Annotated in this window: 12 protein-coding genes; 11 read left to right on the top strand and 1 reads right to left on the bottom strand. The window is 64.1% G+C overall.

Annotation, left to right across the window (positions count from 1 at the left end; translation table 11 throughout):
• Window positions 1–178: 178 nt before the first annotated feature.
• Together AC0CMF_RS15200 and AC0CMF_RS15195 are read left to right on the top strand one after the other, a co-directional pair.
• Window positions 179–1567 (top strand): D-alanyl-D-alanine carboxypeptidase family protein, encoded by a 1389-nt coding sequence (locus AC0CMF_RS15200; protein ID WP_374630568.1) that lies wholly within the window; start codon window positions 179–181, stop codon window positions 1565–1567.
• Between the two features lie 27 nt (window positions 1568–1594).
• Window positions 1595–2797, top strand: a complete 1203-nt coding sequence (locus AC0CMF_RS15195) for a CobW family GTP-binding protein (RefSeq protein ID WP_374630566.1) — start codon at window positions 1595–1597, stop codon at window positions 2795–2797.
• A gap of 580 nt (window positions 2798–3377) precedes the next feature.
• Here the strand turns inward: AC0CMF_RS15195 and tesB are convergent.
• The gene (tesB, locus tag AC0CMF_RS15190; protein WP_094462540.1) at window positions 3378–4241 is read right to left on the bottom strand and encodes an acyl-CoA thioesterase II; all 864 of its coding nucleotides are present in this window, start codon (window positions 4239–4241) and stop codon (window positions 3378–3380) included.
• 185 nt (window positions 4242–4426) lie between these two features.
• Here tesB and AC0CMF_RS15185 point away from each other — a divergent pair, with 185 nt between their 5' ends.
• The 9 genes from AC0CMF_RS15185 to AC0CMF_RS15145 all read left to right on the top strand — a co-directional run bounded on the left by AC0CMF_RS15185 (window position 4427) and on the right by AC0CMF_RS15145 (window position 12737).
• Complete coding sequence (locus tag AC0CMF_RS15185) at window positions 4427–5689, top strand: ubiquinone biosynthesis hydroxylase (RefSeq protein WP_374630563.1); 1263 nt, start codon at window positions 4427–4429, stop codon at window positions 5687–5689.
• Between the two features lie 36 nt (window positions 5690–5725).
• Window positions 5726–6604, top strand: a complete 879-nt coding sequence (locus AC0CMF_RS15180) for an SDR family oxidoreductase (RefSeq protein WP_472482081.1) — start codon at window positions 5726–5728, stop codon at window positions 6602–6604.
• A 77-nt stretch (window positions 6605–6681) separates the two neighbouring features.
• A complete protein-coding gene (locus tag AC0CMF_RS15175) occupies window positions 6682–6879 on the top strand; it encodes a twin transmembrane helix small protein (RefSeq protein ID WP_050474060.1) in 198 nt (65 codons plus the stop codon).
• Window positions 6880–6941: 62 nt separating this feature from the next.
• Complete coding sequence (locus AC0CMF_RS15170) at window positions 6942–7517, top strand: cob(I)yrinic acid a,c-diamide adenosyltransferase (RefSeq protein WP_374630561.1); 576 nt, start codon at window positions 6942–6944, stop codon at window positions 7515–7517.
• 27 nt (window positions 7518–7544) lie between these two features.
• On the top strand, window positions 7545–8249 hold the full coding sequence (locus AC0CMF_RS15165; RefSeq protein WP_374630559.1) for a rhomboid family intramembrane serine protease: 705 nt from the start codon (window positions 7545–7547) through the stop codon (window positions 8247–8249).
• 205 nt (window positions 8250–8454) lie between these two features.
• Complete coding sequence (locus AC0CMF_RS15160) at window positions 8455–9204, top strand: electron transfer flavoprotein subunit beta/FixA family protein (RefSeq protein WP_050474063.1); 750 nt, start codon at window positions 8455–8457, stop codon at window positions 9202–9204.
• Window positions 9205–9231: 27 nt separating this feature from the next.
• On the top strand, window positions 9232–10170 hold the full coding sequence (locus AC0CMF_RS15155; protein WP_374630556.1) for an electron transfer flavoprotein subunit alpha/FixB family protein: 939 nt from the start codon (window positions 9232–9234) through the stop codon (window positions 10168–10170).
• Window positions 10171–10354: 184 nt separating this feature from the next.
• Window positions 10355–11236, top strand: a complete 882-nt coding sequence (locus AC0CMF_RS15150; protein ID WP_050474065.1) for a 3-hydroxybutyryl-CoA dehydrogenase — start codon at window positions 10355–10357, stop codon at window positions 11234–11236.
• A gap of 7 nt (window positions 11237–11243) precedes the next feature.
• Entirely contained in the window at window positions 11244–12737 is a 1494-nt protein-coding gene (locus AC0CMF_RS15145) for a class I adenylate-forming enzyme family protein (protein WP_374630577.1), read from the top strand.
• Window positions 12738–12773: the final 36 nt, after the last annotated feature.

Raw genomic sequence — 12773 nt, 5'->3', positions numbered from 1 at the left:
GGACTTGATCTCAAAATGTGCAAAAATCAGGCAAATGCCCAGAACGCATGCAATCTATTTGCTCACGGCCTTTCACATCCCCGTGTCGAGGCTTTGCATTCCTTAACCTTGATCGGGTATGGAGAAGTGGGGGCTGCGTTCCGGGGCTGATCCGGGGCATTCGGATGACGAGGGTATCGTGTTTTCGCGATTGATTGACAAGCGCCTGTTGGGCCTTGCTGCCATTTCCGGCTGGCTGTCCCTGTGCGGGCTGGCCGTTCCTGCCAAGGCGGACATTGGTCCCTATCTGGTGATCGATGCAGCCACGGGCACCGTGCTGGAAGAGCATGAGGCGACCCGGCCCTGGTATCCGGCGTCGCTGACCAAGATGATGACCGCATATGTCACGCTCAAGACCTTACGCGAGGGGCGTTTGCAGCTGGACAGTCCGGTCACCCAGTCGGCCAATTCCCTCGCCCAGCCGCCCAGCAAGATGGGCTTCAAGGTGGGCACGCAGCTGACGCTGGAAACGGCGCTGACCATGCTGATGGTCAAGTCCGCCAATGATCTGGCGGTGGCGATTGGCGAGACCGTTGGCGGCACCGAAGAGAATTTCATTGCGATGATGAATGCGGAAGCGCGCCGCCTCGGCATGCGCAGCACCCATTTCGTCAATCCGCATGGGCTTCCTGACAACCGTCAGGTCTCCTCCGCTGCCGATCTGGCGATCCTGGCGATGGCGCTGAAGCGCGAGTTTCCCGATGCCCACAAGTACTACCGTCATCCGGGCCTGAAGTTCGGCAAGCAGACGCTGCGCTCCGCCAACCGCGAGTTCCTGCAGCGTGTGGCTGGCGCCGACGGGCTGAAGACCGGCTACATCTGCAATTCGGGCTATAATGTTGCTGCCTCCGCCACGCGCAACGGCCGCACCGTCATTGCCGTCGTGCTGGGCGCGGGCTCCGGGCTGGAGCGCACGGCCTTCACCCGTGAGGTGATCGACCGCGGTTTCCGCCTTGGCGGGCGCGGCCAGCATGTCTCCACTCTGCCGCCGAGTGGCGCAGGACTTCCGGCGGATGGCTATTGCAAGCGCAACCCGAAGCTCGGGCCGGAACAGATTCTGGCCCGCTACGACATTCGCCAAGCTGCGGGCAAGACACGCTCTGCGGTGATGTTCCAGTCCACGGGCGAGGGCCGTCCGGTCATTGCGGTTCCCTCAGGCGATGCGGAACCGGGGGAAGAGGGCGCGGAATTTTCGTCCAAATCCGGCAAGGTTGACTGGAACATGATCCTCGACCGTACGGTCGGCACCGAGTTGGTGGCCTATGCGCCCATCACCGTGCGCACGGGCCTCGCACCGGGTTCTGTCCCTGCTGCTGCGGCCATGGCCCCGGCGGCGGCAGCAGCCGCCACGGTTGCCGCTGAGCTGCCCTCCGTCCGTCTGCCGGCGTCCAAGCCTCTGGATCTCAGGCCTTCCGTGGTTGTCCCGGGCGCGGCACAGGGTGCGGCCCAGACCACCCCGGCATTTGGCTCCCTCTTCAACGGCAATGTGCCGGCTTCCGCCGTCCCCAGAGCCAAGAGCGGCAACTGACGCAGAGCTGCGCGAAGGATATTCAAGATGACCGAAGCTCAGGATGGCGCTGCACAGCCGCAGCGCGGCCCGAAGCCGCCCATTCCCCTGTCCATCATCACGGGCTTTCTGGGGGCGGGCAAGACGACGCTGCTGAACCGCATCCTCAAGGATCCGGCGATGGCGGATACGGCGGTCATCATCAACGAGTTCGGGGATGTCGGGCTTGACCACCTTCTGGTGGACCAGTCGAGCGAGGGCATTCTGGAGCTTTCCTCCGGCTGCCTGTGCTGCACCATCCGGGGGGATCTGATCAACACGCTGGAAGACCTGCTGCGCCGGCTTGACAACGGCCGCATGGAGCGGCTGGCGCGGGTGGTGATCGAAACGACCGGTCTTGCCGACCCGGCGCCCATCCTGCACACGGTGATGCTGCATCCCTATCTGATGCTGCGCTACCGGTTGGACAGCGTCGTGACGCTGGTGGATGCGGTCAACGGTTCTGCGACGCTCGATGCCCATCAGGAAGCTGTCCGGCAGGCTGCCGTGGCCGACCGTCTGGTGCTGACCAAGACCGATCTTCTTGAAGGCGATGCGGGAGCTGCTGTGCTTTCGGATCTGACGGCGCGTCTCAAGGCGCTCAATCCCGGTGCGCAGCTTCTCAACGGGCAGAAGGGCGAGGCCGATGCCGCGCATCTGTTCAATGCCGGGCTCTATGATCCCGCCACCAAGATCCCCGATGTGGCGCGCTGGCTGAATGCGGAGGCCTATGAAGCTCACGGGCATCACCAGCATGGGCATGATCATGCCCATGGCCATCATCATGGTCATCACCACGATCATGGGCACCATCATCACGATGTGAACCGTCACGATGACAAGATCCGTGCCTTCACCCTGACCGCGAACCGCCCGGTGCCTGCCTCGGCGCTGGAAATGTTCCTCGATCTGCTGCGCTCCGCCCATGGGCCGAAGCTGCTGCGGGTGAAGGGCATCATCCAGATCGCCGAAGATCCGGCCCGGCCCGTGGTCATTCACGGGGTGCAGCATGTGTTCCATCCGCCGGTCACGCTGGCAGGCTGGCCGGACGGCGACCGGCGCACACGGCTGGTCTTCATCACCTATGATCTGGCCGAGGGCTTCGTCCGCCGCCTGTTCGATGCCTTCACCGGCGCCATGGTCAGCGACACGCCGGACGCTCAGGCCATGATGGACAACCCGCTGGCCATCTCCGGCTTCAAGCCGGGGTGAGGTAAAAGACGGGGGCTGGTCTCTCCGTTACGGCACTTTCAGGCCCCTCCCGCTCGTGGGGGCAGTGTTTACAGGGACTGTCAGTGAGGCTCCAACTCCTCTCCCCCCTTGAGCTACTGGCTTCACACATCAGGTCCGGACACTGCCCACATTGATGCATCTGATCTTTGGCAGGGCCTCTCCGCCCCCCTCCCCCTGGTGGGGAGGGGTAAGGGGTGGGGGGCTCTGAGCCTGCAAAGATTTGAAAAATGGATCTTTTCCTGATGAGGCATCATGAGGAGCATCTGCCCACAATCAATGGACATTCTGCCAGCCGGAGAGACTTTTCCCCCCACCCCTAACCCCTCCCCACAAGGGGGAGGGGGGCTGAAACGCTGTGCCAGAGCGGCCAGATTTCAGGCTTTCCTGATCTGTCTTCGTCTTCCAGCACGATGTGTATGCAGTAGCCCCTCAAGGGGGAGAGGGGCGCTGCGGCCGGATTGAAACGTCTTTCACTCCTTGCAAGCCAGAAAAGATGCGTTCTTTTTCTGCATTGTTCTGCAAGCTGTGGCGCTGTGCAGACGCCACTGTTCTAATCACCTTAGCTGCGCTTCAGCCGGATCAGGCCTTCCTGGGCGGTTGAGGCGATGAGGTGGCCGCTGCGGTCATAGAGCAGGCCACGGTTCATGCCGCGCCCGCCGGAAGAGGAGGGGGCGTCGGTGGCGTAGAGCAGCCAGTCATCGGCCCGGAACGGCCGGTGGAACCACATGGAATGGTCAAGGCTGGCGGCCTGGATCTGCGGGCTGAACACCGACTTGCCATGGGGAAAGAGCGAAGTATCCAGCAGCGTCATGTCCGAGGCATAGGCCAGAACGCACTGGTGGATGCGGGTTTCGTCGGGCAGGGGGCTGGTGGCGCGGACCCAGACATATTGCTGCGGCGCCAGCTTCTTCTCGCTGAAATAGTGGGTGAGATCGACAGGGCGCAGTTCGATCGGGCGTTCCCGTTCCCAGTAGCGGCGCACGTTTTCCGGCGCCACCTTCAGAAACTTCTCCTTCAGGTCCTGCTCGCTCGGCAGGTCTTCCGGCATCGGCACGTCCGGCATGTCGATCTGATGCTCAAGCCCGTCCTCCAGCGTCTGGAAGGAGGCGGACATGGAGAAGATCGCCTGTCCGTGCTGGATCGCCACAACGCGGCGCGTGGTGAAGCTGCCGCCGTCGCGGATGCGGTCGACGTCATAGATGATCGGCACCGCCGGATCGCCGGGCCGCAGGAAATAGCCGTGCAGGGAATGGATGTGCCGTTCTTCCACCACGGTGCGCGAGGCGGCGACGAGCGCCTGACCGATCACCTGTCCGCCATAGACCCGCTGCCAGCCCGCCTGGGGGCTGCGGCCACGGAACAGGTTGTGTTCCAGCTGTTCGAGGTCAAGAATGGACAAAAGTGAGTTGATGGCCGTGTTCATTGCCGCATTCCTTGCTAAATGAGCGCATGGGGCTAAATGAGTGCATGGGATGCACCCGTGGCGCACCGTCCGTGAATGCCTGATTGGACGCGGTGTCCGGTCCGTGTCAATGCTGACCAAAGGGAAGACAGCCCGGAATTGTTGCGCAGCGCTTGCGAAACGGCCGGGCGATGAAGGAGATGAAGATGCGCGAGTCCCAAGCCGCTGACAGTCCTGCTCAGGAGAGTGCGGCCGATGTGGTGATCGCCGGCGGCGGATACGTCGGCCTGTCCCTCGCTCTGGCGCTCAAGCAGGCGGATCCGTCGATGGAAGTCGCCGTCGTCGATCCCAAGCCCATGGACAGCCTTGCCAGGGATCCGCGCGCGTCCGCCATCGCTGCGGCGGCTTGCCGCATGCTGGACCAGCTTGGCATCTGGGATGAGATCCGCGCCACCGCCCAGCCGATCAACGAGATGATCGTCACCGACAGCAAGCTGCGCGACACGGTGCGTCCGGTGTTCCTGACCTTTGCGGGCGAGACCGGCAGCGCCCAGGGTGACGAGCCCTTCGCGCACATGATTCCGAACGGTGCGATGCTGCCGGCGCTTTACAAGGCGGCGCTGGCGCTCGGCGTGCGGTTCCATGCGCCCGATACGGCGCGCGATTTCCATCAGGCGGGCGATCATGTCAGCGTGGCGCTGGCCAGCGGCGGGCGCATCAAGGCCAAGCTGCTGGTGGCAGCGGACGGGGTGCGCTCGCGCCTGCGCGATCTGGCGGGCATCCGCACGGTGCACTGGTCCTACGGCCAGTCGGGCATCGTCACCACGGTGAAGCACGAGCGCCCGCACAATGGCCGCGCGGAAGAGCATTTCCTCCCCGCCGGGCCTTTCGCCATTCTGCCGCTGCCGGGCAACCGCTCGTCGCTGGTCTGGACCGAGCGCACGGGCGATGCGGACCGGCTGGTGCGCGCCGATGATTTCACCTTCGAACTGGAGCTGGAGCGCCGCTTCGGACACCACCTCGGCAAGCTGGAGCTGGACGGCCCGCGCCATGCCTATCCGCTGGGCCTGACGCTGGCGCGTGATTTCGTCCGCCCGCGCATTGCCCTTGCAGGCGATGCTGCCCATGGCATTCACCCGATTGCCGGGCAGGGGCTCAACCTCGGCTTCAAGGACGTTGCGGCGCTGGCGGAAGTCATCGTCGAGGCCCGGCGTCTGGGGCAGGATATCGGCGGGCTCGACGTGCTGGAGCGCTATCAGCGCTGGCGCCGGTTCGACACGTTCCAGATGGGAGTCGTCACCGACGTGCTGAACCGGCTGTTCTCCAACGATCTTGATGTGGTGCGCGGCATCCGGGACTTTGGCCTCGGTCTGGTGGACCGGCTGCCGAAGCTCAAGGGCATGTTCATCCGCGAGGCCGCCGGTTTTGCCGGGCCTGCGCCCCGGTTGCTGACCGGCGAAGCGATCTGAGCGGGCATCAGGGATAACTGGGCATCTGGGGGGAAGATGACGGCAACAGTGTCTGCCGGTGCCGAAGCTGGCCCGCGCACCATCCTGATCACGGGCTGCTCCAGCGGCATTGGCGCGGCCTCTGCCCGGCTGCTGCGGGGGCGCAACTGGCGGGTGTTTCCGGCCGCGCGCAAGCCGGAGGACGTGGAGGCCCTGGCCGCACAAGGCTTTGAGGCAGTGCTCATTGATTATGAGCGGCCCGAAACCATTCATGCCGGGCTGGACAGCGTGCTGGCGAAAACCGGCGGGCGGCTTGATGCGCTGTTCAACAACGGCGCCTATGCCGTGCCCTGCGCGGTGGAGGATCTCCCCGTCGAGGCGCTGCGGGCGCTGTTTCAGGCGAATTTCTTCGGCTGGCACGATCTGACGCGGCAGGTCATCCCGGTGATGCGGGGCCAGGGAGCAGGGCGCATCGTGCAATGCTCGTCCATTCTCGGCTTCATCGCCATGAAATACCGGGGTGCCTATACGGCGTCCAAATTCGCGCTTGAAGCCTATTCCGACACGCTGCGGCAGGAGCTGCACGGCACGGGCATCCATGTCAGCCTGATCGAGCCGGGGCCGATTGACACGCGCTTTACCGAAAATGCGCTGGCAAACTTCCATCACTGGATCGGCAAGGAAGGCATGATGGCCTCGCCGCATCACGCCACCTATGAGCGGCGGCTGAAACGGATGGAAAACGGCGACCCGGGCCCCTGGAAACTTCCGCCGGAGTCCGTGGTTGAGAAGCTGGTGCATGCCATCGAGGCCAGCCGGCCCAGGGCGCGCTACCGGGTGACGAAGCCCACCATCTGGATGAACATCGCCCGCCGCTTCCTGACCACGCGCGCCCTCGACAGGGTGCTGATGAAGGCGGCGGACGGGGAAGAGTGAGATCATCCCCCTTGCGCAGGTCTGCGTAAACGGGGCACAGCGGCGGCGGGCATCCTGCCGCCTGAGGGGTACAGGAAATGGGCAGTTTCTTTTATTATCTGGTTCCCGTGGCCGTTGGCGCGGTGGCAGTCGTGCTGCTGCTCGGGCTCTGGAACATGATGCGCGGCGGTTCGTCCAACCGCTCGCAACAGCTGATGCGCTGGCGCGTTGGCCTGCAGTTTCTCGCTATCGTCATCATCATGGCGGCGCTCTATTTTCTTGGGTCCAAGCCCTGACGCGCGCCTGAAACGCGTCTGAGCGCGGCTTCAAGACATGAGCGCCCGGGAGACATTGCAGCATGGTTGTTCTGAACAAGATCTACACGAAGACCGGTGATGACGGCACGACGGCGCTGGGCTCGGGCGAACGGCGCCCGAAGTATGACCTGCGCATCGAAGCCTATGGCACGGTCGACGAAACCAATTCGGTGGTTGGCCTCGTCCGCCTCGCCCTCGACGGTGTGGATGCTGAGGTGGACGCCATTCTCGGCCGCATCCAGAATGATCTGTTCGACCTTGGCGCCGATCTGGCAACGCCGGAAACGGACAAGGATCTGGGCTATGAGCCGCTGCGCATCACCGATGGGCAGGTCACGGCGCTGGAAAATGCCATTGATCTTCTGAATGCGGATCTGAAGCCGCTGCGCTCCTTCGTGCTGCCGGGGGGCACGCCGGCGGCCACCTATCTGCATCTGGCGCGCACCGTCTCGCGCCGGGCCGAACGGCTGATGGTGCATCTGGCGGCGGAGGAACGAATCAATCCGGCGGCCACGCGCTATATGAACCGTTTGTCCGACTTCTTTTTTGTCGCGTCCCGGTATCTGAATGACAAGGGCGCAGGCGACGTGCTCTGGGTGCCCGGCAAGAACCGGTAATACACAATAGGGATCAGGCAGAGCCGGATGTTCTTTCCCCTCTACGACCATAACCCCTTGCGCCACGTGCTGAAGCCCGTGGTCACGTGGTCGCTGATCCTCGCCAATGTGCTGGTCTATCTGCTCATTCAGGACGGGGGCTTTGGCGATGCGGCCATTGCCAGCGCCTATTCCTACGGGCTGATCCCGTCCGTGTTCTTCGACACGAAGGATCTGGCGCCGGAGCTGATCGTCCTGCCCGCCAAGGTGTCGCTCGTCAGCTATGCCTTCCTGCATGCCGACGTCATGCATCTGGCGGGGAACATGCTGTTTCTCTGGGTCTTCGGCGACAACGTTGAAGACGCCATGGGGCATGTGAAGTTCCTTGCCTTCTATCTCCTGTGCGCGGCGGCAGGCGGGCTTGCCTTCGCGCTGCTGGATCCGGCTTCGGATGTGCCGCTGATCGGCGCGTCCGGTGCGGTGTCGGGCATTGTTTCGGCCTATCTCATGCTGCATCCACGGGTGCGGGTCTGGGTGCTGTTCATGGGGCGTATCCCCTTGCGCCTGCCGGCCCTGTGGCTGCTGGGCGGCTGGATCATCGTGCAGATCGCCAGCCTCTTCCTGTTCCAGAAGAGTCAGGTGGCCTGGGTGGCCCATGCCGGAGGCATTATGGCCGGTGCCGTTCTTGTGCTGGTGATGCGCCGTCCGGGCGTGAGATTGTTCGACCGGGATATGGAGGCCGGACGCCGATGAGGTTTGCCCAAGCCTTTGCGTTGCAGCAAGAACTGGGCGGACCTTCCGTAGCGCCATCGTTGACACCCGGCGTCCGGGTGTTTACCGTCGCGCGCCGAATGCAAGTATTGGCTGAAACCCGCCATTTTCTTCGCGGGATGTTAAGCCGGCTCGACCTGTTGACGCAGTGCGGCAAAAAAGCCGCCGAAGCGGGAGGATAAGACCCATGAAAATCCTTGTACCCGTAAAGCGGGTGATCGACTACAACGTCAAGGTTCGCGTGAAACCGGATGGTTCCGGCGTCGAGCTGGCCAATGTGAAGATGTCGATGAACCCCTTCGACGAGATTTCCGTTGAAGAGGCCCTGCGCCTCAAGGAAGCGGGCAAGGCAACGGAAGTGGTGGTGGTGTCCATCGGGCCGGCTCAGGCGACTGAGACCCTGCGCACCGCGCTGGCCATGGGCGCCGACCGCGGCATTCTGGTGAAGACCGATGCCACGGTGGAGCCGCTGGCCGTTGCCAAGATCCTCAAGAAGGTCGTGGAAGCCGAAGAGCCGGGTCTCGTGATCCTCGGCAAGCAGGCCATTGACGACGACTGCAACCAGACCGGCCAGATGCTGGCGGCGCTGCTCGGCTGGGGCCAGGGCACCTTTGCTTCCAAGGTCAGCGTCGGTGACGGCAGCGTGGATGTGACCCGCGAAGTGGACGGCGGCCTGCAGACCGTGACGCTGAAGCTTCCGGCCATCGTCACCACGGACCTGCGCCTCAACGAGCCGCGCTATGCGTCCCTGCCGAATATCATGAAGGCGAAGAAGAAGCCGATCGACGAAAAGACCCCGGAAGACTTCGGCGTTGACGTCGCTCCGCGCCTGACCGTGCTGAAGACGGTTGAGCCGGCATCCCGCCAGGCGGGCGTGAAGGTTGGCTCGGTGTCCGAGCTTGTGTCCAAGCTGAAGAACGAGGCCGGCGTCCTCTGAGGACCCGTCACAGGAGGATAAACACCCATGACGACACTTCTTGTGGCCGAACACGCCAATGGCGCCCTGAACGATGCAACCGGCAAGGCCCTGACCGCTGCAGTGAAGCTCGGCGGTGATGTGCATGTGCTGGTGGCTGGTAAGGGCGCCCGCTCTGCCGCCGAGGCTGCTGCCAAGCTCGCAGGCGTTGCCAAGGTTCTGGTGGCTGAAGGCGGCGCTGTCGCCCATCAGCTGGCCGAACCGGTGGCAGACCTGATCGTTTCGCTGGCTGGCGGCTATGACGCCATCGTTGCCGCCTCCACCGCCAGCGGCAAGAACATCCTGCCGCGCGTTGCAGCCCTGCTCGACGTGATGCAGATCTCCGACGTGACCGCCGTCATCGACGGCGAGACCTTCGAGCGTCCGATCTATGCCGGCAACGCCATCCAGACCGTCAAGTCGGGCGATGCCAAGAAGGTGATCACCGTGCGCACCGCCTCCTTCGCCGCTGCAGGCGAGGGCGGTTCGGCGGCCATCGAGGATGTGGCAGCTCCTGCGGACGGCGGCCTTTCAAGCTTCGCCGGTGAGGAGTTGTCCCGCTCCGACCGTCCGGAACTGGCTTCGGCCAAGATCATCATCTCGGGCGGCCGTGCGCTGGGCTCTTCGGAGAAGTTCCAGGAAGTCATCATGCCGGTGGCGGATGCGCTGGGCGCGGCTGTTGGCGCCTCGCGCGCGGCGGTCGATGCGGGCTATGCCCCGAACGACTGGCAGGTTGGCCAGACCGGCAAGGTGGTTGCCCCGCAGCTCTACATCGCCTGCGGTATCTCCGGCGCCATCCAGCATCTGGCCGGCATGAAGGACTCCAAGGTCATCGTCGCCATCAACAAGGACGAGGAGGCCCCGATCTTCCAGGTGGCGGACTACGGCCTTGTCGGCGATCTTTTCGAAATCCTGCCGCAGCTGAAGGCGGAACTCGAAAAGGCCTGATGGCACATCAAGAGGTTCAGGCTGCTGCGGACATCCCGGCAGCCTGAACTGTTTTTGAAGGTTCAGGCAGAAGGTATGATCCGGTTTTATGGCCGTGGTCCTTGCCCGATGCGGTGAACCTTGTAAAGAATAGCGCGGTTTGCGTGCATGTACCGCACGGCCTGCAACAGGATCGGATGAGACGATGGTGGTCGAGATCAAGAAAGTCGGTGTGATCGGTTCGGGCCAGATGGGCAGCGGAATTGCCCATGTCTGCGCTGTGGCCGGATATCAGGTCTATCTGAACGACCTGTCCCGCGACCGGATCGAATCCGGTCTGGCGTCGATCAACGGCAACATGGCCCGTCAGGTGTCCAAGGGCCAGATTTCCGAGGAAGACCGTTCCGCAGCTCTCGACCGGCTGCATGGTGCGGAAAACCTGGACATGCTGGCCGATGTGGACCTGGTGATTGAGTCCGCCATCGAGAACGAGCAGGTCAAGCGCAAGATCTTCTCCCAGCTCTGCCCGGTGCTGAAGCCCGAAGCGATGCTGGCGACCAACACCTCGTCCATTTCGATCACCCGCCTTGCCGCCTCGACCGACCGGCCGGAGCGCTTCATTGGCATCCACTTCATGAACCCGGTTCCGATCATGGAGCTGGTGGAGCTGGTGCGCGGCATTGCCACCGAAGACGAGACCTTCGAGGCCGCCAAGGCTTTCGTCGCGCGTCTGGGCAAGACCACGGCCGTGGCCGAGGATTTCCCGGCCTTCATGGTCAACCGCATCCTGCTGCCGATGATCAACGAAGCCATCTACACGCTCTATGAGGGCGTTGGCTCGGTGGAATCCATCGACACGGCCATGCGCCTTGGCGCCAACCATCCGATGGGCCCGCTGCAGCTGGCGGACTTCATCGGCCTCGACACCTGCCTGTCCATCATGCAGGTGCTTTATGAGGGCCTCGCCGACAGCAAGTACCGCCCGTGCCCGCTGCTGGTGAAATATGTCGAGGCTGGCTGGCTTGGCCGCAAGACGCGCCGTGGCTTCTACGACTATCGCGGCGAAACGCCGGTTCCGACCCGCTGACGGCGGCATGAACCTCGCCCGCTACTGCCTCACCCGCGCTGCGCCCGATCCGGGCGCGGTGGCGCTGGAGGTGGTGGGGCCGGGCGGGGCGCTGCTGGAACGCTGGACCTACGGCGATCTCACCGCAAGCGTGCTGTCTGTTGCAGGCGGACTTGCGGGCGAAGGTTTGATGGGGGGCGACCGCATCCTCCTGCGCATCGGCCATTCCAGCGATTTTCCGCTCTTCTTCTTCGGTGCCATTGCCGCCGGATTCGTGCCGGTGCCCAGCTCCGCGCTGCTGACCGGGCCGGAATGCGACATGCTTCTGGCCGACAGCGGGGCTGTTGCCGTCATTCACGACGGGGCAACGCCGCTGCCGCAGCCGCGTGATGGGGTGCGCTTCATCGGGCCGGGAGGCATCGCCGCGCTTAAAGGCGCGCCGCAGGGCGCATTTGCGGACACGCAGCCGGACGATCCGGCCTTCATCGTCTACACCTCCGGCACCAGTGGCCGCCCCAAGGGCGTGCTGCACGCACAGCGCGCCGCTTCTGGCCGCAGGCCCATGGATCAGGGCTGGTACGGGATCTCCGCGCAGGACCGGCTGCTGCATGCAGGCGCCTTCAACTGGACCTACACCCTCGGCGTTGGCCTGATGGACCCCTGGGCCAATGGCGCCACCAGCATTGTCTATGATGGTCCGCGTGATCCGCATGTCTGGCCGGATCTGCTGGAAGCCACGGGCGCCACGCTGTTTGCAGCGGTGCCGAGCCTTTACCGGCGGATCCTGAAATACGGCGATGTTGAGCCGCACCGTTTTCCGCGCCTGCGCCATGGGCTGACGGCCGGCGAGGCCTTGCCCGCAGCCCTGCATGAGGAGTGGACCCGCCGCAGCGGCCGGCCGCTCTATGAGGCGCTGGGCATGAGCGAGATTTCCACCTATGTCTCCAGCGGCCCGCAGGTGCCCACGCGGCCCGGCAGCCCCGGCAAGCCGCAGGCCGGTCGCTCCATCGCCATTCTGCCGGAGGAGGGCGGCGATACGCCGCTGCCCCTTGGTGAAACAGGCCTTTTGGCCGTCTCGCGCGATGATCCGGGCCTGATGCTGGGCTATTGGCAGCGGCCGCAGGATACGGCGGAGGTGATGCGCGGCAGCTGGTTCCTGACCGGCGACCGTGCCCGTCAGGATGGGGATGGCTATCTCTGGTATGAGGGCCGGGCCGACGATGTGATGAATGCCTTCGGCTACCGCGTTGCGCCGGAAGAGGTGGAGCGCGTCATTGCCAGCCATCCGGACGTGGCGGATGTGGCGGTGACGGCGGTGCCGGCCGCCAATGGCATCAGCCTTGTCACGGCCTTTCTTGTGCCGCGGGAGGGCGCAGCGCTGGACGCAGATGCTGTCGCCGCCTTCGTGGTGGAGCGGCTGGCGGAATACAAGCGGCCCAAGGTCTACCGTCTTATGGCGGATCTGCCGCGCACGCCTTCCGGAAAGCTGCAGCGCAAGGCGCTGTGGCGGGAAAACTCTTGAAAACTATTAACGCCACATTAACTTTCTGCGGCGACA

The sequence above is a fragment of the Pannonibacter sp. CBAS1226 genome, assembly GCF_055685825.1.
This window is presented reverse-complemented; position numbering and strand designations above follow the sequence as displayed.